General features: G+C 73.0%; 21 protein-coding genes. 12 read left to right on the top strand and 9 right to left on the bottom strand.

Features of this window, described 5'->3' with window-relative positions; all coding sequences use genetic code 11:
• Window positions 1–16: 16 nt before the first annotated feature.
• Window positions 17–931, top strand: coding sequence for a diacylglycerol kinase (locus tag ABZZ20_RS14230; protein WP_356869688.1), 915 nt, complete (start codon window positions 17–19; stop codon window positions 929–931).
• Window positions 932–1,025: 94 nt separating this feature from the next.
• Window positions 1,026–3,878 (top strand): DEAD/DEAH box helicase, encoded by a 2,853-nt coding sequence (locus tag ABZZ20_RS14225; protein WP_356869687.1) that lies wholly within the window; start codon window positions 1,026–1,028, stop codon window positions 3,876–3,878.
• Between the two features lie 185 nt (window positions 3,879–4,063).
• On the opposite strand, the gene ABZZ20_RS14220 is transcribed toward ABZZ20_RS14225, so the two are convergent.
• From ABZZ20_RS14220 to ABZZ20_RS14205, 4 genes are all read right to left on the bottom strand, one after another.
• Window positions 4,064–5,017 (bottom strand): RluA family pseudouridine synthase, encoded by a 954-nt coding sequence (locus tag ABZZ20_RS14220; RefSeq protein ID WP_356869686.1) that lies wholly within the window; start codon window positions 5,015–5,017, stop codon window positions 4,064–4,066.
• 18 nt (window positions 5,018–5,035) lie between these two features.
• The gene (locus ABZZ20_RS14215; RefSeq protein ID WP_356869685.1) at window positions 5,036–6,580 is read right to left on the bottom strand and encodes a serine hydrolase; all 1,545 of its coding nucleotides are present in this window, start codon (window positions 6,578–6,580) and stop codon (window positions 5,036–5,038) included.
• An 83-nt stretch (window positions 6,581–6,663) separates the two neighbouring features.
• On the bottom strand, window positions 6,664–7,497 hold the full coding sequence (locus tag ABZZ20_RS14210; RefSeq protein WP_356869684.1) for a siderophore-interacting protein: 834 nt from the start codon (window positions 7,495–7,497) through the stop codon (window positions 6,664–6,666).
• Between the two features lie 49 nt (window positions 7,498–7,546).
• Window positions 7,547–8,452 (bottom strand): 5'-3' exonuclease, encoded by a 906-nt coding sequence (locus ABZZ20_RS14205; protein ID WP_356869722.1) that lies wholly within the window; start codon window positions 8,450–8,452, stop codon window positions 7,547–7,549.
• Window positions 8,453–8,693: 241 nt separating this feature from the next.
• Here ABZZ20_RS14205 and ABZZ20_RS14200 point away from each other — a divergent pair, with 241 nt between their 5' ends.
• Together ABZZ20_RS14200 and ABZZ20_RS14195 are read left to right on the top strand one after the other, a co-directional pair.
• Window positions 8,694–9,305: an XRE family transcriptional regulator gene (locus ABZZ20_RS14200; RefSeq protein ID WP_356869683.1), complete on the top strand. Its 612-nt coding sequence runs from the start codon at window positions 8,694–8,696 to the stop codon at window positions 9,303–9,305.
• A 5-nt stretch (window positions 9,306–9,310) separates the two neighbouring features.
• Entirely contained in the window at window positions 9,311–10,033 is a 723-nt protein-coding gene (locus ABZZ20_RS14195; RefSeq protein ID WP_356869682.1) for a helical backbone metal receptor, read from the top strand.
• 14 nt (window positions 10,034–10,047) lie between these two features.
• Here the strand turns inward: ABZZ20_RS14195 and ABZZ20_RS14190 are convergent, their stop codons facing one another.
• Window positions 10,048–11,067, bottom strand: coding sequence for a TDT family transporter (locus ABZZ20_RS14190; protein ID WP_356869721.1), 1,020 nt, complete (start codon window positions 11,065–11,067; stop codon window positions 10,048–10,050).
• A 178-nt stretch (window positions 11,068–11,245) separates the two neighbouring features.
• Here ABZZ20_RS14190 and ABZZ20_RS14185 point away from each other — a divergent pair, with 178 nt between their 5' ends.
• Entirely contained in the window at window positions 11,246–12,169 is a 924-nt protein-coding gene (locus ABZZ20_RS14185) for a LysR family transcriptional regulator (RefSeq protein ID WP_356869681.1), read from the top strand.
• Window positions 12,170–12,476: 307 nt separating this feature from the next.
• On the opposite strand, the gene ABZZ20_RS14180 is transcribed toward ABZZ20_RS14185, so the two are convergent.
• From ABZZ20_RS14180 to ABZZ20_RS14170, 3 genes are all read right to left on the bottom strand, one after another.
• Window positions 12,477–13,184 carry a gamma-glutamyl-gamma-aminobutyrate hydrolase family protein gene (locus ABZZ20_RS14180; protein WP_356869680.1) on the bottom strand — a complete coding sequence of 236 codons (708 nt, stop codon included), beginning with the start codon at window positions 13,182–13,184 and terminating at the stop codon, window positions 12,477–12,479.
• Window positions 13,185–13,241: 57 nt separating this feature from the next.
• Window positions 13,242–14,720, bottom strand: a complete 1,479-nt coding sequence (eat, locus tag ABZZ20_RS14175) for an ethanolamine permease (protein WP_356869679.1) — start codon at window positions 14,718–14,720, stop codon at window positions 13,242–13,244.
• Window positions 14,721–14,845: 125 nt separating this feature from the next.
• Complete coding sequence (locus tag ABZZ20_RS14170) at window positions 14,846–15,592, bottom strand: FCD domain-containing protein (RefSeq protein ID WP_356869678.1); 747 nt, start codon at window positions 15,590–15,592, stop codon at window positions 14,846–14,848.
• Window positions 15,593–15,669: 77 nt separating this feature from the next.
• Here ABZZ20_RS14170 and ABZZ20_RS14165 point away from each other — a divergent pair, with 77 nt between their 5' ends.
• From ABZZ20_RS14165 to ABZZ20_RS14150, 4 genes are all read left to right on the top strand, one after another.
• Complete coding sequence (locus ABZZ20_RS14165; protein WP_356869677.1) at window positions 15,670–17,034, top strand: glutamine synthetase family protein; 1,365 nt, start codon at window positions 15,670–15,672, stop codon at window positions 17,032–17,034.
• A 48-nt stretch (window positions 17,035–17,082) separates the two neighbouring features.
• Window positions 17,083–18,462, top strand: coding sequence for an aldehyde dehydrogenase family protein (locus ABZZ20_RS14160; protein ID WP_356869676.1), 1,380 nt, complete (start codon window positions 17,083–17,085; stop codon window positions 18,460–18,462).
• Between the two features lie 3 nt (window positions 18,463–18,465).
• A complete protein-coding gene (locus ABZZ20_RS14155; protein WP_356869675.1) occupies window positions 18,466–19,251 on the top strand; it encodes a 3-oxoacyl-ACP reductase in 786 nt (261 codons plus the stop codon).
• A 117-nt stretch (window positions 19,252–19,368) separates the two neighbouring features.
• Window positions 19,369–20,667, top strand: coding sequence for a haloacid dehalogenase-like hydrolase (locus tag ABZZ20_RS14150; RefSeq protein ID WP_356869674.1), 1,299 nt, complete (start codon window positions 19,369–19,371; stop codon window positions 20,665–20,667).
• Between the two features lie 28 nt (window positions 20,668–20,695).
• Here the strand turns inward: ABZZ20_RS14150 and ABZZ20_RS14145 are convergent, their stop codons facing one another.
• Window positions 20,696–21,901: an amino acid deaminase/aldolase gene (locus ABZZ20_RS14145; RefSeq protein WP_356869673.1), complete on the bottom strand. Its 1,206-nt coding sequence runs from the start codon at window positions 21,899–21,901 to the stop codon at window positions 20,696–20,698.
• A 164-nt stretch (window positions 21,902–22,065) separates the two neighbouring features.
• Here ABZZ20_RS14145 and ABZZ20_RS14140 point away from each other — a divergent pair, with 164 nt between their 5' ends.
• The 3 genes from ABZZ20_RS14140 to ABZZ20_RS14130 are packed head-to-tail and all read left to right on the top strand — an operon-like array spanning window position 22,066 to window position 24,775.
• Complete coding sequence (locus tag ABZZ20_RS14140) at window positions 22,066–22,854, top strand: hypothetical protein (RefSeq protein WP_356869672.1); 789 nt, start codon at window positions 22,066–22,068, stop codon at window positions 22,852–22,854.
• Window positions 22,851–24,032 (top strand): type VII secretion-associated serine protease mycosin, encoded by a 1,182-nt coding sequence (mycP, locus tag ABZZ20_RS14135; protein WP_356869671.1) that lies wholly within the window; start codon window positions 22,851–22,853, stop codon window positions 24,030–24,032. Before ABZZ20_RS14140 ends, mycP begins: the two co-directional genes overlap by 4 nt.
• Window positions 24,033–24,034: 2 nt before the next feature.
• Window positions 24,035–24,775 carry an SseB family protein gene (locus tag ABZZ20_RS14130; RefSeq protein ID WP_356869670.1) on the top strand — a complete coding sequence of 247 codons (741 nt, stop codon included), beginning with the start codon at window positions 24,035–24,037 and terminating at the stop codon, window positions 24,773–24,775.
• Window positions 24,776–24,829: the final 54 nt, after the last annotated feature.

Genomic DNA, 24,829 nt, shown 5'->3' with positions numbered 1-24,829 from the left:
TGTGGGGGGAACCCCAGTGAGCGCTGAGATCACCCTCTTCGTCAATCCCGCCGCAGGCCGCGGCCGGGGCGCACACGCAGCGCAGCCGGCCGCTTCCGCACTCCGGGCCGCCGGGTTCTCCGTACGGACGGTCCTCGGCGCCGATGCCGGGGACGCACTGGCCCGGCTGCGCACCGCCGTCCGCGAGGGCACCGGGGCGGTGATCGCCGTCGGTGGCGACGGGATGGTCTCGCTGGCGCTCCAGGCCCTGGCCGGCACGCTGGTGCCGCTCGGGGTGGTCGCGGTGGGGACCGGCAACGACTTCGCGCGGGCGCTGGGGCTGCCCGTACGGGAGCCCGCACAGGCGGGCCGGCTGGCCGCCGAGGCGCTCAAAGAGGGCCGGGTCCGCGAGATCGACCTCGGTCGGGCCGCCGCGGGATCCCCCCGGACGGACACCGGCGGGACCTGGTACGGGACCGTGCTGTGCTCCGGCTTCGACTCGCGCGTCAACGACCGGGGCAACCGGATGCGGCTGCCGGCGGGCCGGTTCAAGTACGACCTCGCGATGCTCGCGGAACTAGCCGCCTTCACGCCGATCCCGTACCGGATCACCCTCGACGACGGCCCGGTGATGGAGACCGAGGCCGTGCTGGTGGCCGTGGGCAACGGCTCCTCGTACGGGGGCGGCATGCGCATCTGCGCGGACGCCGTGCCCGACGACGGACTCTTCGACGTCGTGGTCGTCGGCGACTGCAGCCGGTCCACGCTGCTCAAGGTCTTCCCGCGGGTCTACCGCGGGACCCATCTGAGCCACCCGAAGGTGACCGTCCACCGGGCCGCGAAGGTCACGCTGGAGGCCGCCGGGATCACCGCCTACGCGGACGGGGAGCCGCTCGGACCGCTGCCCGTGACCGCCGAGTGCGTACCGGCGGCCCTGCGGGTCCTCGGGTAGGGCGGCGCCGGACCGCGGGCCCGGTCCCGGAGCCCGGGGTTCGGCATAAAGATCGCGACTGTTGTCAGAGCCGGCGGGTAGGCTCGACAACAAGATGACCGAAGAACTCTCACCCGCCGAGCGGTACGCCGCTGCCCGGATCCGCGCCGCCGAAGAGGCCTCCGCCCTGGCCCCCTTCCGCGAGATGTACGAATTCGACCTGGACGCGTACCAGGTCGACGCCTGCAAGGCACTGGAAGCGGGCAAGGGCGTGTTGGTCGCCGCCCCGACCGGCTCGGGCAAGACCATCGTCGGCGAGTTCGCCGTGCACCTGGCCCTGCGGCAGGGCCGCAAGTGCTTCTACACGACGCCCATCAAGGCCCTGTCGAACCAGAAGTACGCGGACCTCGTCAAGCGCTACGGCGCCGCCAAGGTGGGCCTGCTGACCGGTGACAACAGCGTCAACCCGGAGGCGCCCGTGGTCGTGATGACCACCGAGGTGCTCCGCAACATGCTGTACGCGGGCTCGCAGTCGCTGCTGGGCCTGGGCTACGTGGTGATGGACGAGGTCCACTACCTCTCCGACCGGTTCCGCGGAGCCGTCTGGGAAGAGGTGATCATCCACCTCCCCGAGTCCGTGACGTTGGTGTCGCTGTCGGCCACCGTGTCCAATGCCGAGGAGTTCGGCGACTGGCTCGACACCGTGCGCGGCGACACCGCAGTGATCGTCTCCGAAGAGCGCCCCGTCCCGCTGTGGCAGCACGTCATGGCCGGACGCCGGATCTACGACCTCTTCGAGGAGGAGTCCGACCACGGAGGCCGTGGCTCCGCACGCCGCGAGGTCAACCCCGACCTGCTGCGCATGGCGCGCGAGGAGAACAGCCGCACGTACAACCCGAAGGAACGGCGGCGCGGCAAGATGGTCCGCGAAGCCGACCGCGAGCGCGAGCGGCGCTCCCGCAGCCGGATCTGGACCCCCGGCCGTCCCGAGGTCATCGGCCGGCTCGACGGCGACGGGCTGCTGCCCGCCATCAACTTCATCTTCAGCCGGGCCGGCTGCGAGGCCGCCGTCCAGCAGTGCCTGTACGCGGGCCTGCGTCTCAACGACGACTCGGCGCGGCTGCGGGTCCGCGAGATCGTCGAGGAGCGGACCGCTTCCATCCCCACCGAGGACCTGCACGTCCTCGGGTACTACGAGTGGCTCGAAGGCCTGGAGCGGGGCATCGCCGCGCACCACGCCGGCATGCTGCCCACCTTCAAGGAGGTCGTGGAGGAGCTCTTCGTCCGCGGCCTGGTCAAGGCCGTCTTCGCCACCGAGACCCTCGCGCTGGGCATCAACATGCCCGCGCGCACGGTGATCCTGGAGAAGCTGGTCAAGTGGAACGGCGAGCAGCACGCCGACATCACCCCCGGCGAGTACACGCAGCTCACCGGCAGGGCCGGGCGGCGCGGCATCGACGTCGAGGGCCACGCGGTGGTGCTCTGGCAGCGGGGCATGGACCCGGCGGCGCTCGCCGGGCTCGCGGGCACGCGTACGTACCCGCTGCGCTCCAGCTTCAAGCCCTCGTACAACATGGCCGTGAACCTGGTCCAGCAGTTCGGGCGGCACCGTTCGCGCGAGCTGCTGGAAACCTCCTTCGCGCAGTTCCAGGCCGACCGCTCGGTCGTCGGGATCTCCCGGCAGGTGCAGCGCAACGAGGAGGGCATGGACGGTTACCGGGAGGGCATGACCTGCCACCTCGGGAACTTCGAGGAGTACGCGCAGCTGCGCCGCGACCTGAAGGACCGGGAGACGGACCTGGCCAAGCAGGGTGCGGCCCAGCGCCGCGCCCAGGCGGCCGGCTCGCTGGAGAAGCTCAAGCCGGGCGACATCATCCACGTGCCGACCGGCAAGTTCGCCGGGCTCGCGCTGGTCCTCGACCCGGGCGTACCGGCCGGGCGGGTCAACGGGCACCGCGGCCACGAGTACACCGAGGGCCCGCGCCCGCTGGTGCTCACCGCCGAGCGGCAGGTCAAGCGGCTCGCCGCGATCGACTTCCCGGTCCCGGTCGAGGCCATCGAACGGATGAGGATCCCCAAGACCTTCAACGCCCGCTCGCCGCAGTCCCGTCGGGACCTGGCCTCCCAACTCCGGGCGAAGGCCGGGCACATCACGGTGGAACGGCGGGGCCGCGGCCGGGCCGCTGCCGCCGACGACCGCGAGATCGCCCGGCTGCGCGCCGCGCTGCGGGCACACCCCTGCCACGGCTGCGACGAGCGCGAGGACCACGCCCGTTGGGCGGAGCGCTACCACCGCCTCAAGCGGGACACCCAGCAGCTGGAGCGGCGCATCGAGGGCCGGACGAACACCATCGCCCGCACCTTCGACCGGATCCACGCGCTGCTCACCGAGCTGGACTACCTGCGCGAGGACGAGGTCACCGTGCACGGCAAGCGGCTCGCCCGGCTGTACGGGGAACTCGACCTGCTGGCGTCCGAATGCCTGCGCGCCGGGGTCTGGGAGGGCCTGAGCCCGGCTGAGCTGGCGGCCTGCGTCTCGGCGCTGGTCTTCGAGTCGAGGCAGTCCGACGACGCGGTGGCGCCGAAGGTGCCGGGCGGCGCGGCGAAGGCCGCGCTGGGCGAGATGGTCCGGATCTGGGGCCGGCTCGACGCGCTGGAGGAGGAGCACCGCATCAACCAGGCGGAGGGCGTCGGACAGCGCGAGCCGGACCTGGGCTTCGCCTGGGCCGCGTACCAGTGGGCCTCCGACAAGAGCCTGGACGAGGTGCTGCGCGAGGCGGAGATGCCGGCCGGCGACTTCGTGCGCTGGTGCAAGCAGGTCATCGACGTGCTGGGGCAGATCGCGGCTGCGGCCCCGGCGTCCTCGGCTCCGCCGTCCTCGCAGGGCGGGAGCACGGTGGCGCGAAATGCCCGCAAGGCCGTTGACGCGCTGCTTCGGGGCGTGGTGGCCTACAGCTCGGTCGGCTAGGCGGTCTTGGGGCTTCCTAGGCGGCCGGTTCGCGGTTCACCCGGTTCCGCCGGATGCGCGGGGAGCCGAAGGACGCCGTACTGCACGTTCCTCGCCGCCACCTCCGCGAGTATCGAACTGGGCCGGGACCAGGCGGGTTTGGTCCCGCACGGTGCGGTGAAGGCCGGCGCGCGGACAAGCGTGGGTTACCCGGCCCAGCCCTCGAAGTCCTCCCAGGCCCGCAGGGACAGCCCGCTCTCGAACCGGTGCGCGGCGCCGGTGACCGGATCGGTGAACGCCACGGCGCGGGCCAGGAGTTGGAGCGGCCGGCGGTAGTCGTCCGGTGCCGGGTCGGTGACCTGCGGATACACCGGATCGCCGAGGATCGGCAGGCCCAGGCCGTTCATGTGCACGCGCAGCTGGTGGGTGCGGCCGGTGTGCGGGGTCAGCCGGTAGCGACCCAGGTCCCCCTTGGTGCCGACGAGTTCGATCAGGCTCTCGGCGTTCGGTTCGCCGCCCGGGACCTCGACCGCGGCCATCACCCCGCGGGTCTTCTCGATGCGGCTGCGGATCGTGCGGGGGAGGTCGACCGCCGGGTCGTGGCGGGCGAGGGCCTCGTACTCCTTGTGGACCCGGCGCTCCTGGAAGAGCAGCTGGTACGCGCCGCGGTCCTCGGGGCGGATGCTGAACATCACCAGCCCGGCGGTCAGCCGGTCCAGCCGGTGTGCCGGGCTCAGCTCGGGCAGGTCGAGCTCGGCGCGCAGCCGGGCCAGGGCGGTCTGGGTGACATGGCTGCCGCGCGGTGTGGTCGCCAGGAAGTGCGGCTTGTCCACGACCAGGAGGTGCGCGTCCCGGTAAACGGTGCGGATCGGGAACGGCACCGTCGCTTCCGGCTCCATGTCCCGGTGGAACCACAGGTAGGCCCCCGGCTCGTACGGATCCTCCGCGCGCAGGACCCGACCGCCGGCGCCGAACACCCGCCCGCCGCGCAGCAGCAGCTCGATGGACCCGGCGCCACGGGTGCCGGCGTAGCGCGCGGCGAGGTAGCCGCCGAGGTCGTGCCACCGCCCGTCCGGGTCGGCGGGCAACCGCAGCCGGACCGGGTCGATGCCGGCGACCTGGGGGAGGGGCGAGGGGGGTGCCTGGGCTCTGCGTCTCATCGGGTCCAGGCTATGCGGCTACGGACGGGTGAAAGTGCCGAGGTGGTCGGCGTCCAGGTACTCGATGCGGACCGTCCCGTCGCCGAAGGTCACGCCGGTGCGGCCGACCGCGTTCTCGCCGGTGGTCACGTAGCTGAAGGTGTCGCCGTCGTAGTGGGTGAGCGGGAAGCGCATCGGCTTCGGGCCGAGGGAGAGGGTGAGGCCGCCGTTGCCGTTGGCCGTCACGGTCAGCTTCCCGTAGTACGGGTTGTCGTAGGTCCCGGTGTACGCGCTGTCGGCGCGGGCCGGCTTGGCACCGGCGGGCGGGTGGGCGTAGTCGGTCGGAGAGCGGCCCGCGTCGTCCAGCTGGGCGTACATCGCGGCGGCGATCGCCAGCCAGTCGGCGGTCGGCTTGCCGTGTTCGGCGGTGTCGAAGAAGTCGAGGGCGATGGCGTCGGCCAGGCCGACCGGGGCGCCGTTGGTGAGGACGACGATGCCGAGCCGTTCCAGGGGGAGCATGGTGACGTTGGTGTTGGCGCCGAGGTCGAAGGCTCCGGAGTGGCTGAGGCGGAGCCGGCCCGCATCGTCGTAGGAGACGTTCCAGCCGAGCCCGTAGAAGCCCGTGTGGTTGGCGGGCGGGGTGGGCGGCTGGGACAGGATCTGGGGCAGGTGCGTGACCGCGAGGGTGTCGGCGGGGACGATCCGCTTCCCGTCGAGGGTGCCGCCCGCCAGCTGGAGCCGCATCCAGCGGGCCATGTCCGGGGCGGTGGAACTCACTCCGCCGGCCGGGGCCTGGGCGTCCGGATCACGGACGAAGCGGGGCGACCACGTGCCGTCTGGGTTCTTGACGTGGGTGGCTGCGTGGTTGGGGGCGTTCGCGAAGGCCGAGAACGCGGTGCTGGTGTGCGTCATGCCGGCGGGCTTGAAGAGGGTGTCCTCGCTGAGTTTCTGCCAACTGGTGCCGTGGGTGCGGGCGACGGCCTCGGCGGCTGCGGTGAAGCCGAAGTTGGTGTACGCGTAGCTCGCGCGGAAGGGGGAGAGGGGCTCCAGGCGCAGGTGGTCGAGGATGTACGACTGGTCGTAGCCCAGGTCTTCGAGCAGGTCCCCGGCGTGGTCGGGGAGTCCGCTGCGGTGGGAGAAGAGGTCGGCGGTCGTGACGTGGTCCGTGACCCAGGGGTCCTTGAGGGCGAAGCCGGGCAGGTCGGCCTCGGTACGGCGGTCCCAGTCGGCCGGGTCCTTCAACGTGCCGGCCACGACCGTGGACGAGATCGGCTTGGAGAGGGAGGCGATCTGGAAGACGGTGTCCGGGTCGACCTTGGCCGTCTCGCCGGTCCGGCGGACTCCGAAGGCCTTGAGGTAGACGACCTCGTCGTGGTGGACGACGGCCACGGAGAGCCCGGGGACGCCCGTGCGGCGCATGCCGTCGGCGATGGCGTTGTCCAGGCGGGCCAGCGCCGTGTCGACGGCCCCGTCGGTGATCTGCGGCTTGGGCGCCGGGGGCGGGCTGGGCTCGGCCGCAGCCGTCCCGGTCGTGGCCAGGACCAACGCGGCCCCGACCGTGATCAGCACGCGGAGCGTGGGCATGCCGCAATTGTCCCGCCGAACGGGTGATCCCACACCCCGGAACCCCACACCCCGGAACCCCACACCCCGGTCCGGCGGCAGGGTCAGGCTGCGGATTCCTGTTCGGCCAGAACCTCGGCGTTCCAGTCGCGCTTGATCGCCCGCCAGCCCTCGTCCGTCTCGCCCAGCCGCCAGTAGCCGGAGATCGACAGGCGCTCCTTGGGGATGCCCCGCTCCAGGCGGAGGTGGCGGCGCAGGCCCTTGACGAAGCCGGCCTCCCCGTGGACGAAGGCGTGGACCTCGCGGGAGGGGAACTCCAGGGCTCTGACCGCCTCGACCAGGGCTTCCCCGACCGGGCGGGTGCCGCGGTGCAGCCAGACCGGGACGGTGCCGTCCGGGGTGGCGATCTTCTGCTCGTCGTCCGGGCCCTCGACCTCAACGAACGCGTGGACGCGCGCACCCCCCGGCATCCGCTCCATCGCCGCGCCGATCGCGGGCAGCGCGCTCTCGTCGCCCACCAGCAGGTGCCAGTCGGCCGCCGGGTCCGGTGCGTAGGCGCCGCCGGGGCCGAGGAAGCGTACGAGCTCACCCGGCTGGACACGGGCCGCCCACGGGCCGGCCAGGCCCTCGTCGCCGTGGAGGACGAAGTCGAGCGTCAGTTCCAGGTGCGTCGGGTCCCACGACCGGACCGTGTACGCCCGCTGGCGCGGCCACGCCTCGCGCGGGTACTGCGCGCGGATCCGGTCGAGGTCCCACGGCGCCGCGTAGGTGACGCCCTCGGGTGCGAACAGCAGCTTGATGTAGTGGTCGGTGAACTCACCCGCGCTGAATCGGGCCAGTCCGGCACCGCCCAGTACCACCCGCACCATGTGCGGCGTCAGCCGCTCGGTGCGTACGACGACTGCGGTGTCGACCTTTCGGGCGCGTCCTTCTGCCACGGCGTCTCCCCTTGCTCCCCTGAAACTTAGGATTACCTAAGTTAGCACCTCACGGGCGGAGCGCGCTGCTGAGGCGCGACACCGCCCCGCCCAGGCCCCATCGGTGGGCGAGCGCCTCGACGAGTTCCGGTTGCGCGGGTGCCGTCGGCAGCGCCGGGTCGAACACCGGCAGCGGCACGTCCGAGGCCACCTGGACCACCTTGGGAGCCACCGCCAGGTACGGCCGGGACTCGTCCAGTCGCTTGCGCTGGGTGGGGGTCAGCTTGGACTTCGGGTCGTCGATCGCCGCGATGATCCCGGGCAGGCTGCCGTACGCGTCCAACAGCTTTGCCGCCGTCTTCTCGCCGATGCCCGGGACACCCGGAAGCCCGTCGCTCGGGTCGCCGCGCAGCAGCGCCAGGTCCGCGTACCCCGGACCGTCCACCCCGTACTTCTCGCGCAGCCAGGCCTCGTCGGTGACCTGGAGCGTGCCGACCCCCTTCAACGGGTAGAGCACGCGCCGCTGCCGGGCGTCGTCGACCAGCTGGTACAGGTCGCGGTCGCCGGTGACGATGTCCACCGGGCCGGTGGCGCGCGCCGTGAGCGTGCCGATCACGTCGTCCGCCTCGTACCCGGCGACCCCCACCCGGGCGATCCCGAACGCGTCCAGCGCCGCCTCGATGATCGGCACCTGCGGGGCGAGGGTGTCCGGGGTCTCCTCCACGTCGGGTCCGGTCTCGGTCTCCACGGCGACCCGGTGGGCCTTGTAGGACGGGATCAGCTCCACCCGCCAGTGCGGCCGCCAGTCGGCGTCCATGCACGCCACCAGATCGTCGGGGCGGTGGTCCTGGACCAGTCGCCCGATGAAGTCGAGCAGCCCGCGCACCGCGTTGACCGGGGTGCCGTCGGGGGCCTTCACGGAGTCCGGCACGCCGAAGTACGCGCGGAAGTAGAGGGAGGCGGTGTCCAGCAGCATCAGGCGTCGAGTCGTCGTCACGGGGACGATGATGCCGCACCCGCGGCCGGCCCCCGGTGACGGCCGGGGGCATGGAAAGTGGCCGCAAGAGCGATGGGAAGCGGCACGGAAGTTTCACCCGGGGCGTAGCCGGGTGATGACTTGCACGCGAAACGGGAGGCGGTTGCTGCGTAAGGTGCTTAGAGCACACCTACGTGCGACGGACGCCGACGGACCAGGACAAGGGGAGGGCAGCCCCGCCATGGACGACAGGGACGGCTCGGACGACAAGGAACGGGACAGGGACGCCAAGGAACCGCTCCGGGTGGGCGTGGCCGTGCGCAAGCGGCGCCGGGCGCTTCATCTCACCCTCGCCGCCGTATCGGCGCGCAGCGGCCTGTCGGTGCCCTTCCTGAGCCAGATAGAGAACGAGCGGGCCCGGCCCAGCATGCGGTCCCTCAAACGGGTCGCGGACGCGCTGGAGACCACGGCCGTCGAGCTGCTGGCCGCGTCCGACACCGCGCGCACGGTGGACCTCGTCCGGGCCGGCGACGAATCCGGGCTCACGCCGGTGCCGGGCGTTCGGCCCCTCGTGCGCGGACACCACCAGCTCCACGCCGTGGAATTCACCGGGGACCAGGACGCCGGCCGCGAGTACCAGCACCGCAACGACGAGCTGATGTACGTCGTCTCGGGCGCGTGCCAGGTGGAGGCCGAGGGGCGGGCGTACCGGCTGGAGAGCGGGGACGCACTGTTCCTGTCCGGTGGAGTACGGCACCGCTGGCGGGCCGTCACCGAGGACACCCGGTTCCTGATCGTGGCGGTCGGGGACCACATCCACGCGACCTCCGAGCCGCCGTCACCGGGACGTTGACCCGGATGCGTCTGGTGTCGCTCGTGCCGTCGCTGACCGAGGCGGTGGCCGTGAGCGCGCCGGGCCTGCTGGTCGGGGTGACCGATTGGTGCACCCATCCCGCGGACCTGGAGGAGCGGGGGGCGGTGCGGATCGGGGGCACGAAGAACCCCGACGTCGCGCGGATCGTGGCGCTGCGCCCGGACCTGGTGATCGCCAACGAGGAGGAGAACCGGGCCCCGGACCTGGCGGCGCTGCGCGCGGCCGGGGTGGAGGTGCTGGTCACCGAGGTGCGTGACCTGCCGCAGGCGCTGGGCGAGCTGCACCGGGTGCTGGTGGGGGCGCTGGGGCTGGCGAGACCGCGATGGCTGGACGACGCCGAGGGCGCGTGGGACCTCCCGGAACCGGCCGACCCGCTGAGCGCCTTCGTGCCGGTGTGGCGGCGGCCCTGGATGGTGCTGGGTCGGGACACCTTCGCTGGCGACCTGCTGGCGCGGCTGGGCGTGCGCAACGTCTACGCCGGACACGCCGATCGGTACCCGCGCGTGCCGGTGGAGGAACTGGCCGCTGCGCGCTGCGACCTGGTGGTGCTCCCGGACGAGCCGTACCGCTTCACGCGGGAGGACGGACCGGAAGCCTTTCCGGGCCGCCCGTCCGCCCTGATCAGCGGTCGCCACCTGACCTGGTACGGTCCCTCGCTGGCCGAGGCCCCGGCCGTGCTGACGCAAGCCCTGCGCGCGGCGCACTGACTCTCCGGACCCGCTCAGCGGGGCGCGGCCAACAGGCGGCCGGTGGTCAGACCGCGCAGCGTGTGGGCGGCGGCCAGGAGCCAGGCGGTCAGCAGGGCCAGGAAGAGGGCGGTCGCGAGCCAGGCGAAGGCGGTCAGGCCGGTGTGACGGGCCAGACCGGCGGCGCCCGTGACGCAGGTGCCGACGGGGAAGGTCAGGGCCCACCAGGTCATGGCGAAGCCCATGCCGTTGCGGGCGGCTCGGACCAGCATCGCGGCGGCGAGGGCCAGCCACAGCAGGGCGAACCCCGTCACGGGGACCCCGTAGACGACCGCGAAGGCACCGAGTGCTCCGGCGTAGGGGGCGTCGATCGCGCGGGGGGCCACGTCGGCGAGCTGGTTGACCGCGGTGGTGGACTGGCCGAGGGGGCCGAGCACCAGGAACAGCGTGGGGGTCAGCGCCAGGGGCAGGGGGCCGTTGACGATCAGTCGGCCGAAGACCAGCGGCAGCATCAGCAGGGTGGCCAGCAGGCTGATGCCGAACATGGCGTAGCAGGCCAGCAGCAGTGTCTCGCGGGGCTGTCCGGCGGGCAGGTGGGGTATCAGCGACGGGCCCAGCGCGGCGGAGACCATGGGGGCGACCAGGGGCAGCAGCCACACGGGGGTGGCGTGCGCGGGCTCGACCTTGTGGTGGACCACCATCAGGTAGGGCACGACCACCGCCATGAGCAGGCCGATCGCCGTGCCGGCGGTGAAGAGCACGGCATCCACGGCGACGGCCGCTCCCTCTCCGATGAGGTCCTTGCCAACGAGGAGGGTTCCGCCGCCGACGGCCAGCAGGGCCATCGCCAGGCAGCCGTAGAACGGGGCGACGGCGGGGTCGAGGAGGTGGGCGCGGGCCTGGTCGCGGTGGTGGAGCCAGTGCCCGGCCCGGGCGGCGAGCACGAGGGCGAGGGCCGCGGCGGACAGCGCCCAGACGATCTGACAGGCCACGCGCTGGCCGGGCACCTGGTACGGGAGGGTCGCGCCGGCGTTGGCGACGATCGCGGTACCCATGACGGAGGCGTACCAGTTGGGGCCGAGGTGACGGAGCGCCGGGAAGGCCTTGTGGGCCTGGGGGGTCCGGGTGGTGGGTTCGTGGGGTCGCACGAGGGTGGTGGCCATGGCCCCAGCGTCGGGCCGGCGCCGGCCCGACGGCAGAGGTCATCCCCCTATGAGGTCATAAACTGACTTTATGGGTAACGAGGAGTGGGTTCCGCTGGCGCACCGGGTACCGGACCTGGGAGCGCTGGAGCTGCTGCTCGCGGTCGCGCGGATCGGCAGCCTGAGCGGTGCGGCCAAGCGGATGGGCATCACACAGCCCGCCGCGAGCAGTCGGATCCGGGCGATGGAGACGCGCCTCGGCGTGGCCCTGGTGGACCGTTCGCCGCGCGGCTCGACCCTTACGGCGGAGGGGGCGCTGGTCACGGACTGGGCGCGGCGGGTGGTGGAGGCGGCGGAAGCCTTCGACGCCGGTGCGCAGGCGCTGCGGGGACGCCGCGACTCGCGACTGCGCGTGGCCGCCAGCATGACCATCGCGGAGTACCTGCTGCCCGGCTGGCTGATCGCGCTGCGCGGGCAGCGGCCGGGGACGGCGGTCTCCCTGCACGCGGGGAACTCGGCGGTGGTCGCCCAGCGGGTGCTCGCCCACGAAGCGGACCTGGGTTTCGTGGAAGGCCTGACCGTGCCGGAGGGGTTGGACTCGGCGGTGATCGCACAGGACCGGCTCGTGGTGGCGGTGGCACCGGGGCACCCGTGGACGCGGCGGTCGCGGGGGGTGGAGGCGGCGGAGCTGGCGACGACGGCGCTGATCCTGCGGGAGCGGGGCTCGGGGACCCGGCAGGTCCTGGACGCCGCGCTGGCGGGGTGCGGAGGGCTCGCGGCTCCGCTGCTGGAGCTGGCCTCGACGACGGCAGTGAAGGCGGCGGCGGTGAGCGGGGCGGGACCGTGCGTCCTGTCGGAACTGGCACTGGGCGACGAGCTGGCGGCCCGCAGGCTGGTCGAGGTGCCGGTGGCGGGCGCGGCCCTGGGGCGGGTGCTGCGGGCGGTGTGGCCCGTGGGGGCCCGGCCGGCGGGCCCGGCCCGCGACCTGCTGTCGCTGACCCGAGCTCGCCCCTGATGCACGGCTGATGCACGGCCCCCGCCCGAGGGGCGCCTTCCAGGGCCGGCCCGGCTGGCGCCGGCGGCGCCCCCGGGCGTGGCGAACGCCGGCCGGGTCGGTGCGGGTCGGACCGTTACGCCTACGCCGGCGGCCCCGATGCGGCGGGCGGGCCGCCCGGGGCGGAGGAGGCCCGCCGGCACCGGGAGTTCCCGGTCGACCCGGCGGGGGCGGGGGAGTTCCTCAGGTTCCGCCCGTCCGCCGTCCGCCCGTCCGCCGTCCGCCGTCCGCCGTCCGCTCGTCCGCCCGTCCGCCCGTCTCCCGTCCGTCAGGCGGTGACGGTGGCCGGGGTCAGGGAGGCGGCCTCGACCAGCGCCGACATCACCCGGGTGTCCTTGTCGCGTTCCGGGTGCCATTGGACTCCGAGGACCCAGGGGGCAGGCTCGGGGAGTTCGATGGCCTCCACCGTGCCGTCCACCGCGTGGGCCGAGGCGACCAGTCCGCGGCCGAGTCGGTCGACGGCCTGGTGGTGGTAGGTCGGGACCTGTGCCTCCTCGGGGACCAGTGCCGCGTACCGGGTGCCCGCGACCGGGCGCACGGGATGCCAGGACATGACTCCCGGGGCCTCCACGTGGCCGTCGATGTGCTGGATCAGCGTCCCGCCCAGGGCCACGTTCAGGGCCTGCATGCCCCGGCAGATGCCCAGCAGGGGCGTGCCCGCCGCCAAAGCCGCCCTGATCAGGGCGAGTTCCCACTCGTCCCGCTGCGTCGCGGGGGCGCCCGTACGCGGGTGGCGCTCGGCTCCGTAGCGGACCGGGTCCACATCGGGTCCGCCCGCGACGACCAGGCCGTCCAGTCGGCTCAGCACCTCCGCCGCCGATCCGGGCTCGTCGGGCGGGAGCAGCACGGCTGCGCCTCCCGCCGCCCGGACGAGTTCGTGGTATCCGGTGGGTACGAGGGACGCGGGGAGGTCCCACACCCCGAAGCGGGTGGATTCCTCCACGTAGGTCGTGATGCCGATGAGCGGCCTGGGCACGGTTGCAACCTCCGAAAGCGGTGAGCGGGCGGGAAAGGGCGGTCCAGGGGGGCGGGGTCAGTCGCGGGTCAGTTCCGCCTCGGCTTCCGCCAGTGCCGCGAACTCCTCCTCCGGCGCCGAGGCCACCAGGTGGTGCCGACTGTAGAGCGCGAAGTAGGCCAGGGCGACGCAGTACACACCCAGGGCGATGAACGCCGCGTCCTTGTCCACCAGGAAGGTGGCGACCAGCGCCGACAGGGCGAGGACGAAGGCCGCCGAGGAGGTGGCGATGCCGCCGGGGGTCCGGTACGGACGCTCCAGGCCGGGCTCCCGCTTGCGGAGCACGATGTGGGAGAGGGCCATCAGCGCGTACGAGATGGTGGCGCCGAACACTGCGATGTTGAGCATGCGCGGGCCGTTCCCGGTGGCCGCGGCGAGCGCGAAGCCGATCGCTCCGGGGATGAGCAGGCCCAGGTACGGGGCCTTGCGCTGCGAGGTCAGGGACAGGAAGCGGGGGAGGTAGCCCGCCCGGGAGAGGGCGAACAGCTGGCGCGAGCCGGCGTAGATGAGGGAGAAGAACGAGGCCACGAGCCCGGCCAGGCCCGCGTAGTTGACGAAGGTCTTGAGCCAGGACAGGCCGGGATTGCCGTCGAGGGCGACGACCAGCGGGTTCCCGGCGTCCTTGATGGCGTCGGCGCCGCGCGCCCCGGTCGAGGCGAGGAAGGTCATCAGCGCGAGCAGGACGAGGATGCCCATGGAGATCGACAGGGCCCGCGGCATCGAGCGCACCGGGTCCTTGGCCTCCTCCGCGGCCAGCGGTACGCCCTCGACGCCGAGGAAGAACCACATGCCGAAGGGGAACGCGGCCCAGATGCCGAGGACGCCCAGCGGCAGCCAGGAACTCGCGCCGAAGGCGGCGGGGTCGACGGCGATGTCGTCGAGGCCCGCCGGGTCGAACTCGGTGAAGGCGCCGAGCGCGAAGACGATCAGGGCGAGCACGGCCACGGCGGTGACGACGAGGGAGAAGCGCAGGGCCTCGCCGACGCCCCACAGGTGGATGCCGATGAAGATCGCGAAGCAGGCGAGGTAGACGGGCCAACCGGAGGTGAGGCCGAAGAGGCTCAGGGATTCGACGTAGTCGCCGATGAAGATGGCGATGGCGGCCGGGGCCAGGATGTATTCGATGAGGATCGCGGTGCCGGTGAGGAAGCCGCCCCAGGTGCCGAGCGCCCGGCGGGCGAAGCCGTAGCCGCCGCCTGCCGTCGGCAGGATCGCGGACAGTTCCGCGAGGGAGAAGACCAGGCAGGCGTACATCGCGCCCATCAGGGCGGTGGCGATGGCGAGGCCGCCGAAGCCGCCCTGGGCGAGGCCGACGTTCCAGCCGGAGAAGTCGCCGGAGACGACGTACGCGACGCCGAGGCCGGTGAGCAGCAGCCAGCCGGCGCTGCCGCGGCGCAGCGTGCGCCGCGCGTGGTATTCGTCGTGGCTGTCGCCACCGGCGGGGGAGGTGGCGGGTTCGGACACGGCTGTGCGCCGTGCCCCGGTGTCGTCGGCCATGTGCGCTCCTGCGTAGGGCAATGGTTGTGGGGCGTACCTTTGCCGTAGCGGAGTGGAGTGCGCAAGACCCCTGCGTTAAACAGGGGTTACGAATGCCTCTCCGGCTGCTGCCCGTACCCGCCCCGCTACGCGAGGAATCCGCGCAGCAGCGCCGCCGTTCCGCAGCAGTGTTCGCGCATCACTTCGCGCGCCGCGTCCGCGTTCCGCTCCAGCACCGCCTCCACGAGCGCGGTGTGCTGCTGCTGCGAGTGCTCCAGGTTGCGCACCAGCAGCGGGATGCAGTCCAGCAGGTCGTTCACGGTGGCCCGGACGGCGGCGTACTGGGCCGTGAGGGTGGCGGATCCGGCGAGCTCGCACAGGGTGAGGTGGAAGAGGGTGTCCTGGCGGCGGTAATCGGGCAGCGGGGCGTCGTGGGTGGCGGTCAGGGCGCCGACCAGGCGTTCCGCGCCCTCCTCGGTCAGCCCCTGGGACGCGCAGAGTCCGGCCGCGCCCACCTCCAGGACCTCGCGGAAGCGCAGTGCGTCCTCGATGTCCACGCCGACCACGCGCCGGCGCAGCTCGTCCTCCGTGCCGCCGGCCGGGGGGTCGGGACGGGGGAGCACGAACGTTCCGCCGTACCGGCCGCGCCGCGCCTCCACCAGGCCCTGGTCCTGGAGTACCTTCAGCACCTCGCGCAGGGTGACCCGGCTGATCCCCATCCGTTCCGCCAACTCGCGCTCGGGCGGCAGTCGTTCGCCGCCCGGCACCAGGCCGAGCCGGACCACCTGGAGGATCTGCTCCAGTGCCTCCTCGAAACCGTTGCCCGCCCGCACCTGTCGCAGTACGGGATTAAGCCGCGCGATCGCGCCGCCTTCGCTCGCCGTGTCGGTCATCTCGGCTCCGCCCCTTCCCAAGCAATGGTTCTATTCAATACCTTAGGCCCCCTCGGCTCACCGAAGGAGAGATTCCAGTGGTAGACCGCAAGCCGCCGCTCGCGCCCGAGGAGCTCCGCGCCCTCGTGGCCAGCGGCGAGATCGACACCGTGGTCCTGGCCTTCCCTGACATGCAGGGACGGCTCCAGGGCAAGCGGTTCGCCGCACAGTTCTTCCTCGACGAGGTCCTCGAACACGGCACCGAGGGCTGCAACTACCTGCTCGCCGTCGATACGGACATGAACACCGTCGACGGATACGAGATGTCCTCCTGGGACCGGGGCTACGGCGACTTCGCCATGCACCCCGACCTCGCCACCCTGCGCCGGATCCCCTGGAACCCGGGCAGCGCCTTCCTCCTCGCGGACCTCGCCTGGAACGACGGCTCGCCGGTCGTCGCCGCACCCCGGCAGATCCTGCGCCGCCAGCTCGACCGCCTCGCCGAGCACGGATACACGGCCATGGTCGGTACCGAGCTGGAGTTCATGGTCTTCCAGGACACCTACGAGCAGGCCTGGGACGCGGGCTACCGCGGCCTGACCCCCGCCAACCAGTACAACATCGACTACTCCGTCCTCGGAACCGGTCGCATCGAGCCCCTGCTGCGCCGGATCCGCAACGAGATGCAGGCCGCGGGCCTGATCGTGGAGTCGGCGAAGGGCGAGTGCAACCTCGGCCAGCACGAGATCGCCTTCCGCTATGACGAGGCGCTGACCACCTGCGACCAGCACGCCGTCTACAAGACCGGGGCGAAGGAGATCGCGTCGCAGGAAGGCGTCTCGCTCACCTTCATGGCCAAGTTCGACGAGCGCGAGGGCAACTCCTGTCACATCCACCTCTCGCTCAGCGACGCCAACGGGCACAACGCGATGGCCGGCGACGGCCCGGGCGGAATGTCACCGGTGATGCGACACTTCCTGGCCGGCCAGCTGGCCGCGCTGCGCGACTTCTCCCTTCTCTACGCCCCGAACATCAACTCGTACAAGCGTTTCCGGCCAGGTTCCTTCGCGCCCACCGCCGTCGCCTGGGGCGTGGACAACCGGACCTGCGCGCTGCGCGTGGTCGGCCACGGCCGCTCCATGCGCTTCGAGAACCGCCTTCCGGGCGGCGACGTCAACCCGTACCTCGCCGTCGCCGGCTTGGTCGCGGCCGGGCTCTACGGCGTCGAGAACCGCCTCGAACTGCCCGAGGCCTGCGCGGGCAACGCGTACACCGCCGACTTCGCCCACGTCCCCACCACCCTGCGCGAGGCCGCTGAACTGTGGGAGAACAGCGAGATCGCCAAGGCCGCCTTCGGTCCCGAGGTGGTCGCCCACTACCGCAACATGGCGCGCGTCGAGCTCGACGCGTACGACTCCGCGGTCACCGACTGGGAACTGCGCCGCTCCTTCGAACGCCTGTAGCCGGGCCACCCGCCGGAAACCTTGAACCGAACACCTGAGAGGCACCACGTGTCCGATGCGCTGGCCCCCGTCACTCTGAGAGTGCTGAACCCGGCCACCGAAGAAACCGTCGCCATCGTCCCGGCCGCCACACGGGACGACGTCGATGCCGCCGTCGCGCGGGCGGCTGCCGCCCAACGCGGCTGGGCCGCAGCCGCCCCCGCCGACCGCGCCCGGCTGCTGCGCCGGTTCGCCGCGGTGGTCGACGGGCACGTCGAGGAACTGGCCCAGCTGGAGGTCCGCGAGGCCGGACACACCATCGGCAACGCCCGCTGGGAAGCCGGCAACGTCCGGGACCTGCTCGAATTCGCCGCCGGAGGAGTGGAACGGCTCTCCGGCCGCCAGATCCCCGTGGCCGGCGGCATCGACGTCACCTTCCTGGAACCCCTCGGCGTCATCGGCGTGATCGCCCCGTGGAACTTCCCCATGCCGATCGCGGCCTGGGGCCTGGCCCCGGCCCTGGCCGCGGGCAACGCCGTCCTCCTCAAGCCCGCCGAGACCACCCCCCTCACCGCGCTGCGCCTCGCCGAACTCGCCCTCGAAGCCGGGATCCCCGAGCACCTCTTCCAGGTGCTCCCCGGCCACGGGACGGTCGCGGGCGACGCGCTCGTCCAGCACCCGGGAGTCGCGAAGATCGTCTTCACGGGTTCCACCGCCGTCGGCAAGCAGATCATGCGGACGTGCGCCGACCGCGTGAAGCGGGTGACCCTCGAACTCGGCGGCAAGAGCCCCAACATCGTCTTCGCCGACGCCGACCTGGAGGCCGCCGCGGCGGCTGCCCCGATGGCCTTCCTCGACAACACCGGTCAGGACTGCTGCGCCCGCACCCGGATCCTCGTCCAGAGGTCCGCGTACGACCGGTTCCTGGAACTCCTGGCCCCCGGGATCGAGGGCGTGGTCGTCGGCGACCCCACCGACGAGAAGACCCAGATGGGGCCGCTGATCTCGCGCGTACAACTGGACCGCGTACGGTCCTACGTCACCGACGACCTCGCCGCGATCCGCGGCACCGCCCCCGAGGGCCCCGGTTTCTGGTACCCCCCGACCCTCGTCACGGACGTCGCCCCCACCGACCCCGTGGCGGCCGAGGAGGTCTTCGGCCCGGTCGCCGTCGTGCTCCCCTTCGAGGACGAGGAGGAGGCCGTACGCCTGGCCAACGCGACCGAGTACGGCCTCTCCGGCTCCCTCTGGACCCGCGACGTCGGCCGCGCACTGCGCGTCTCGCGCGCCGTCGCCGCCGGCAACCTGTCCGTCAACTCCCACAGCAGCGTCCGCTACTGGACCCCCTTCGGCGGCTACAAGCAGTCCGGGCTCGGCCGCGAGCTCGGCCCCGACGCCCTCACCGCATTCACCGAGACCAAGAACGTCTTCATCAGCACGGAGGCCTGAACCATGAGCACCGAAGAGATCGTCTGCCGCCGCCTGGTCGGCCGCACCGCCGTCATCACCGGAGCCGGCAGCGGCATCGGCCTCGCCACTGCCCGCCGCCTGGCCTCCGAGGGCGCCCACGTGGTCTGCGGCGACATCGACGAAACGGCCGGCAAGGCCGCCGCCGAAGAGGTCGGCGGCACCTTCGTGAAGGTCGACGTCACCAGCCCCGAGGAGGTCGAAGCCCTCTTCAAGACCGCCTTCGACACCTACGGCTCCGTCGACATCGCCTTCAACAACGCGGGCATCTCGCCCCCCGACGACGACTCGATCCTCACCACCGGCCTGGAGGCCTGGAAGCGCGTCCAGGACGTCAACCTCACCTCCGTCTACCTGTGCTGCAAGGCGGCCCTGCCCTACATGCAGCGCCAGGGCCGCGGCTCCATCATCAACACGGCCTCCTTCGTGGCCATCATGGGCGCCGCCACCTCCCAGATCTCCTACACCGCTTCCAAGGGCGGCGTACTCGCCATGTCCCGCGAGCTCGGCGTGCAGTTCGCCCGCGAGGGCATCCGCGTCAACGCCCTGTGCCCGGGGCCGGTCAACACCCCCCTGCTCCAGGAGCTGTTCGCCAAGGACCCCGAGCGGGCCGCCCGCCGCCTCGTGCACATCCCGCTGGGCCGGTTCGCCGAACCCACCGAGATCGCGGCAGCCGTCGCCTTCCTCGCCAGCGACGACTCGTCCTTCATCAACGCCACCGACTTCCTGGTCGACGGCGGCATCTCCGGCGCGTACGTGACGCCCCTGTAGGCCGGCCGAGCGTTCACCCGCACTCCATCCCCCCGGCAGCCGGGCGTCGCACGACGCCCGGCTGTCGTGCTCTACCGTCCGAGATGATCTTCGTAGGAATCAGGAGCGTCCACCCCAGTGACCCGACTCGACACCGCACGACGGCTCCAGGCCGTCGGCGCCGCCGTCGCCATAGCCGCCGGCACCCTCGTGGCCGCCGCGCCCGCCGCCCAGGCGGCCCGCCCCGGCGCCCGCTGCACCACCCCGCAGCTCGCTGCCGGCTGGTACGGGGACAACCGGGCCCGGCTCCAGCAGCTGATCGACGCGTACGGCAGGTGCAACCCGTACCGCCCCAGCCGCACCAAGCCCGTCGCCGTCTTCGACTGGGACAACACCGTCGTCAAGAACGACGTCGGCGACGCCACCCTGTACTGGTTGCTGCGCAACGGCAAGATCCGCCAGCCCGCCGCCGGGGACTGGAGCACCACCAGCCGCCACCTCACCCCGGCCGCCGCCAAGGCCCTGGCCGACGCCTGCGGCGCCCTCGCCGACCCCGGCGCCCCGCTGCCCACCGGCACCCCCGCGGGTGCCAGCTGCGCCGACGAACTGGCCTCCGTCTACGGCACCGCCGCCACCCGCTCGGGCACCGCGGCCTTCGCCGGCTGGGACCACCGCACCACCGAACCCGCGTACGCCTGGCTGCCCCAGCTGATGCAGGGGTGGACCGCACGGGAGATCCGCGGCTTCGCCGCCGCCGCGCAGGGCGAGAACCTCGCCGCACCCGTAGGCGCCAAGCAGCAGGTCGGTACCGCGAGCGTCACCGGCTGGGTCCGCTACTACGACCAGCAGAAGGACCTCATCAAAGGCCTGCAGAAGGCCGGCTTCGACGTCTGGATCAGCTCGGCCTCGCCGCAGCCGGTCGTCGAGGTGTGGGCCAAGGGCGTCGGCGTCGACGCGGACCACGTCATCGGCATCCGCAACACGACCACGACCGGCGGGAAGTTCACCGCACACCTTCAGGGATGCGGGTCGGTCAAGGACGGCGCCGACACGATGATCACGTACATCGACGGCAAGCGCTGCTGGATCAACAAGGAGGTCTTCGGCGTCCGCGGGCCGGCCGCCGAGAGGGTCCAGCCGGCCGCCCGCCGCCAGGTGTTCGCCGCGGGAGACTCCGACACCGACGTCTCGTTCCTGCGGGACGCGACCGCCCTGCGGCTGGTGGTGAACCGGAACAAGAACGAGCTGATGTGCCGGGCCTACGACAACAGCGACGGCAAGTGGATCGTGAACCCGATGTTCATCGAGCCCAAGAAGCAGAAGACCGCGCCGTACCCGTGCTCCACCACGGGCTACGTTGACCGCGACGGCACGCCCGGCCCGGTCCGCCGGGGTGACACGAGCGTCATCCCGGACCAGACGGACTCGGTCTTCTAGGGACTTCCAGGTCTTCTCACCACCGGGACTACAGGAACGTGCGGCCCTCACCCCGGTAGGTCGCCACGGTGGCCGTCACCCGGTCGCCCTCGACGAGGTGCAGCGCGTCGAACCGCTCGCACAGCTCCCCGGCCTTGGCGTGCCGGAACCAGACCCGGTCGCCGATCAGCAGATCGTCGGCCGGGCTGCCGAGCAGCGGGGTCTGCACCTCGCCGGCCCCCTCCTGGGGGTCGTAACGCAGTCCCTGCGGCAGGTACGGCTCGGGCAGCCGGTCCGCACCCGCCGCGCCGGAGGCGGGATAGCCACCGCCGAGCACGGTGACCACGCCGACGCCGGGCCTGCGGACCACGGGTTGGGCGAAGAGCGCCGCCGGGCGCCCCCGGAAGGAGGAGTAGTTGTCGAACAGCCGCGGTACGTAGAGCCCCGAGCCGGCGGCGATCTCGGTGACGGCGTCCTCGGCGGCGGTCTGTTGGACGCTGCCGGTGCCGCCGCCGTTGACGAACTCCAGGTCCGGGACGACCGCCCGGACGGCACGTACCGCCTCGGCTCGACGGACCGCGAGCTCCTTGCGGGCCGCCGCCTGCATGAGCCGGATGGCGCGGGAGCGCAACGGGCGTCCCGCCAGGGCGTCTCCAACGCCGGCGACATGCCCCTCGTACCCCATGAGCCCCACCACCCGGAACCCCGAGCGGGCGTTGACCGAACGGGCGAGCTCGGCGAGTTGCGCCGGCTCGCGCAACGGCGAACGCAGAGCGCCGATACGGACCTTCCCGCCGAAGAGGCGGAACGCGGTGTCGAGTTCGAGGCAGACGCGAATCTCCTGCGCGCCACCGTCCCTCGCCCGGTCGATCAGTTCGAGCTGCGCCACGTCGTCCACCATGACGGTGACGGCGGCGGCCAGCTTGGGGTCACCCGCGAGCTCGGCGAACGCGGCGCGGTCGACGGACGGATAGGCCAGCAGCACGTCCTCGAAGCCCGACCGCGCCAACCAGATTGACTCGGCGAGGGTGTACGACATGATTCCGGCGAACCCGGGCCGGGCGAGGACGCGTTCGAGGAGCGTGCGGCAGCGCACGGACTTGCTGGCGACCCGGATCGGCTTGCCGCCGGCCCGGCGCACCAGGTCGTCGGCGTTGGCGTCGAACGCGGCGAGATCGACGATGGCCAGGGGCGCGTCGAGATGCGCGGTGGCCCGGTCGTAGCGGGCCCGATCCCCACCGGCGGGAAGATTCATGGGCGGCAGCCTGCCAGATGGTCGTACCGGTGGGTAGGGGTCTACGGCGCCCCGCCCGCACCCCGCGCCCGGCCCGCATCGGGGGCGACCCCCGGCCCGGAGCGGAGGCGGACGCGTACAGTACGGGGAGGCAGCCGTACGGAACGGGGGGCGGAGCCGCCGGAATGAGTACGTCCACACCGCGCACCGCGGTCCTGGCCGAGCCCGACCCCGACCCCACCCCGGACCCCGTACCGACCCGTCGGGGGTCCCCGCGGAGCGCCGCAGCCGCGCTGTGCACCCTGCTCGGACTGGGCCTGCTCGGCGGAGCCGGCCTCAGCGGCTGGGCCGAACACCGGGCCGCCCACCGCCCCCTGACCGCCGAGGCCGCCTACCGCAAGGCCGGCTCGCTCTGGCGCGCGACCCCCGTCGACACGCTGTTCCCGCCCGTCCTGACCGGGGCCGACGCAGGACCCGGCGGAGCGGACCGCACCTGGACCCGGGTCGCGCTCGCCCCCGATGCCGACTGCGGGCCCGCGCTCGCCCCCGACTGGCAGACGGCCCTCGCCGCCACCGGCTGCGCCCGGGTCCTGCGCGCCACCTACACCGACGCCACCCGCAGCTCCCTGGTCACCGTCGGCATGGTCTTCACCCCGGCCGACGCCCCGGCGATGGAGGCCCTGCGGGGGCGTCTTCCCGCCCCGCCCGGCTACGGCTTCGCCGATGGCCGCCGCGGCGCCTGGACCGCGTCCGTACTCTCCGAGGCCCCCGTCGTCGTCTACACCGTCTCCGCCTTCAGCGACGGCCGCCCGTTGGAAGAGCCGCACCCCGCCGAGGACATGATGCGCAAGGACGCCACCGGAGCCGCCGCCCGGGCGGGCCTCGGCCACGAAGCCAAGGCCGTCGCCGACCTGATGCAGCGGTCCGTACGGGCCCTCGCCGCGCCGCCCGCTCCCGCGGAGCCCGTCCGATGAGCCGACCCCGGGCCGCCGCGGCCCTCGTACTCGGCGCCCTCCTCGCCACCACCGCGCCCCCTGCCGCAGCCGACACCATCCGCGACCGCCAGTGGGCCCTGACGACCCTGCGCGCCGAGGAGGCCTGGGGCACCACCCAGGGCGACGGGGTCACCGTCGCCGTCCTCGACACCGGGGTCGACGCCACCCACCCCGACCTGGCAGGCCAGGTCCTCGACGGCGCCGACCTGATCGGCATGGGCGCCGGCCGGGGCGACCGCGCCTGGGCCCGGCACGGCACCGCCATGGCCGGGATCATCGCCGGCCACGGCCACGGCCCCAACCGCCGCCAGGGCGTCCTCGGCCTCGCCCCACAGGCAAAGATCCTCCCGGTCCGAGTGATCCTCGAAGAGGGCGACCCCGGCCGGGCCAAGGCCCGCGAGAGCAAGGGTGGCGCCCTCGCCGAGGGCATCCGCTGGGCCGCCGACCACGGCGCGAACGTGATCAACCTCTCGCTCGGCGACGACAGCGCCTCCGCCCACCACGAGGCCGCCGAGGACGAGGCGGTCCAGTACGCCCTCGCCAAGGGCGTCGTCGTCGTCGCCTCCGCGGGCAACGGCGGCCAGCAGGGCGACCACGCCTCCTACCCGGCCGCCTACCCCGGGGTCATCGCCGTCACCGCCGTCGACCGCGGCGGCAGCAAGGCCTCCTTCTCCACCCGCAACTGGTACGCCACCGTCAGCGCCCCCGGCGTCGACGTCGTCATCGCCGACCCCGACCGCTCCTATTACGAGGGCTGGGGCACCAGCGCCGCCTCGGCCTTCGTCTCCGGCGCCGTGGCCCTCGTCAAGGCCGCGCACCCGGACCTGTCCCCGGCCCAGATCAAGAAACTGCTGGAGGACACCGCGTCCGACGCCCCGGCCGGTGGCCGCGACGACGCGCGCGGCCACGGCCTCGTGGACCCCGTCGCCGCCCTCCAGGTCGCCGACACGATGCGCCCCGAGCCGCCGGTCCCCGCGCCCGTCGCGGCCGAGCGCCCGTACTTCGGCCCCGGCCCCGAACGCGTCCGCCCGACCGAGCGGGGCGCCCGCCTCGGCGCCCCGACGGCCGCGGGCGCCGGCCTGGCGCTGCTCGTGCTGGCCGCCGTACTGGCCCGGCGCCCGGCAGGCGCACGCCGGCATCGGGATAGGGTCGGGTAACTGTGGCGAACAAAAGCATTCCCGACCCCGGCTTCTCCGACGACGACGGCTCTGCCGACCCCCGGCTGAGCGCGGCCCTGGCCGCCTGGTCCGAGGACAGAGCGAAGGAGCCGCAGCTGCTGGCCGCCCTCAAGGGCGCCCGTCTGCTGGTTCCGGTCGTCGCCGTCCTCGGCGAGGTGGAGACCGACCCGGAGACGGGCCTGAAGCGGGAGAAGACCAGCGACATGGCCGTCCCGACCCTGCGGGCGGGGGACCGGCGGGCGCTGCCCGCGTTCACCTCGATCGCCTCGCTCGCGCTGTGGGACCCGGAGGCCCGGCCGGTGGCCGTCCCGCTGCACCAGGCCCTCGTGGCCGCCGCGCACGAGAAGGCCGACACCGTCGTCCTGGACATGGCCGGCCCCGTCACGTACCAACTCACGGGCTCCGCGCTGCGCGCGCTGGCCGAGGGACGCACCGACGCGGATCCGCTGACCGACCCCGCCGTACGGGAGGCCGTACGGGCCGCGGTCGCCGCGGAGCCGGCGGTGCTCCGCGCCCACCTGGGCCCGGGCGGGGCGGACGCGGACGGCACCCTGGCGATCGTGCTGGCGTCCGACGAGCAGGCGCACACCGCGGCCCGCCGGGTCGCCGAGGCGCTCGCGGCCGACGAGATCCTGCGGGCCCGGCTGGTGCGCGGGCTGGACCTGGCCCTGCTCCCGCAGACGGCCCCGGCGCAGCCCGGGGACCCGCTCTTCACGCGCTGAGCGCACCACCGGGGACACGAAGGAGGGCCGGGGCGATGCCCCGGCCCTCCTCAC

The organism is Streptomyces sp. NPDC006430 (genome assembly GCF_040612395.1).
Lineage (GTDB): Bacteria > Actinomycetota > Actinomycetes > Streptomycetales > Streptomycetaceae > Streptomyces.
This window is presented reverse-complemented; position numbering and strand designations above follow the sequence as displayed.

Bases quoted from the DNA above. Each gene is read 5' to 3' on its own strand.
- ABZZ20_RS14170 (WP_356869678.1), bottom strand. From the start codon at position 15,592: ATGACCGACACGGCGAGCGAAGGCGGCGCGATCGCGCGGCTTAATCCC.
- ABZZ20_RS14185 (WP_356869681.1), top strand. From the start codon at position 11,246: ATGGGTAACGAGGAGTGGGTTCCGCTGGCGCACCGGGTACCGGACCTG.
- ABZZ20_RS14205 (WP_356869722.1), bottom strand. From the start codon at position 8,452: ATGCTGCTGGACACCGCCTCCCTCTACTTCCGCGCGTACTTCGGCGTG.
- ABZZ20_RS14145 (WP_356869673.1), bottom strand. From the start codon at position 21,901: ATGAATCTTCCCGCCGGTGGGGATCGGGCCCGCTACGACCGGGCCACC.
- ABZZ20_RS14140 (WP_356869672.1), top strand. From the start codon at position 22,066: ATGAGTACGTCCACACCGCGCACCGCGGTCCTGGCCGAGCCCGACCCC.
- mycP (WP_356869671.1), top strand. From the start codon at position 22,851: ATGAGCCGACCCCGGGCCGCCGCGGCCCTCGTACTCGGCGCCCTCCTC.
- ABZZ20_RS14200 (WP_356869683.1), top strand. From the start codon at position 8,694: ATGGACGACAGGGACGGCTCGGACGACAAGGAACGGGACAGGGACGCC.
- ABZZ20_RS14220 (WP_356869686.1), bottom strand. From the start codon at position 5,017: ATGAGACGCAGAGCCCAGGCACCCCCCTCGCCCCTCCCCCAGGTCGCC.
- ABZZ20_RS14195 (WP_356869682.1), top strand. From the start codon at position 9,311: ATGCGTCTGGTGTCGCTCGTGCCGTCGCTGACCGAGGCGGTGGCCGTG.
- ABZZ20_RS14225 (WP_356869687.1), top strand. From the start codon at position 1,026: ATGACCGAAGAACTCTCACCCGCCGAGCGGTACGCCGCTGCCCGGATC.
- ABZZ20_RS14215 (WP_356869685.1), bottom strand. From the start codon at position 6,580: ATGCCCACGCTCCGCGTGCTGATCACGGTCGGGGCCGCGTTGGTCCTG.
- ABZZ20_RS14155 (WP_356869675.1), top strand. From the start codon at position 18,466: ATGAGCACCGAAGAGATCGTCTGCCGCCGCCTGGTCGGCCGCACCGCC.
- ABZZ20_RS14190 (WP_356869721.1), bottom strand. From the start codon at position 11,067: ATGGGTACCGCGATCGTCGCCAACGCCGGCGCGACCCTCCCGTACCAG.
- eat (WP_356869679.1), bottom strand. From the start codon at position 14,720: ATGGCCGACGACACCGGGGCACGGCGCACAGCCGTGTCCGAACCCGCC.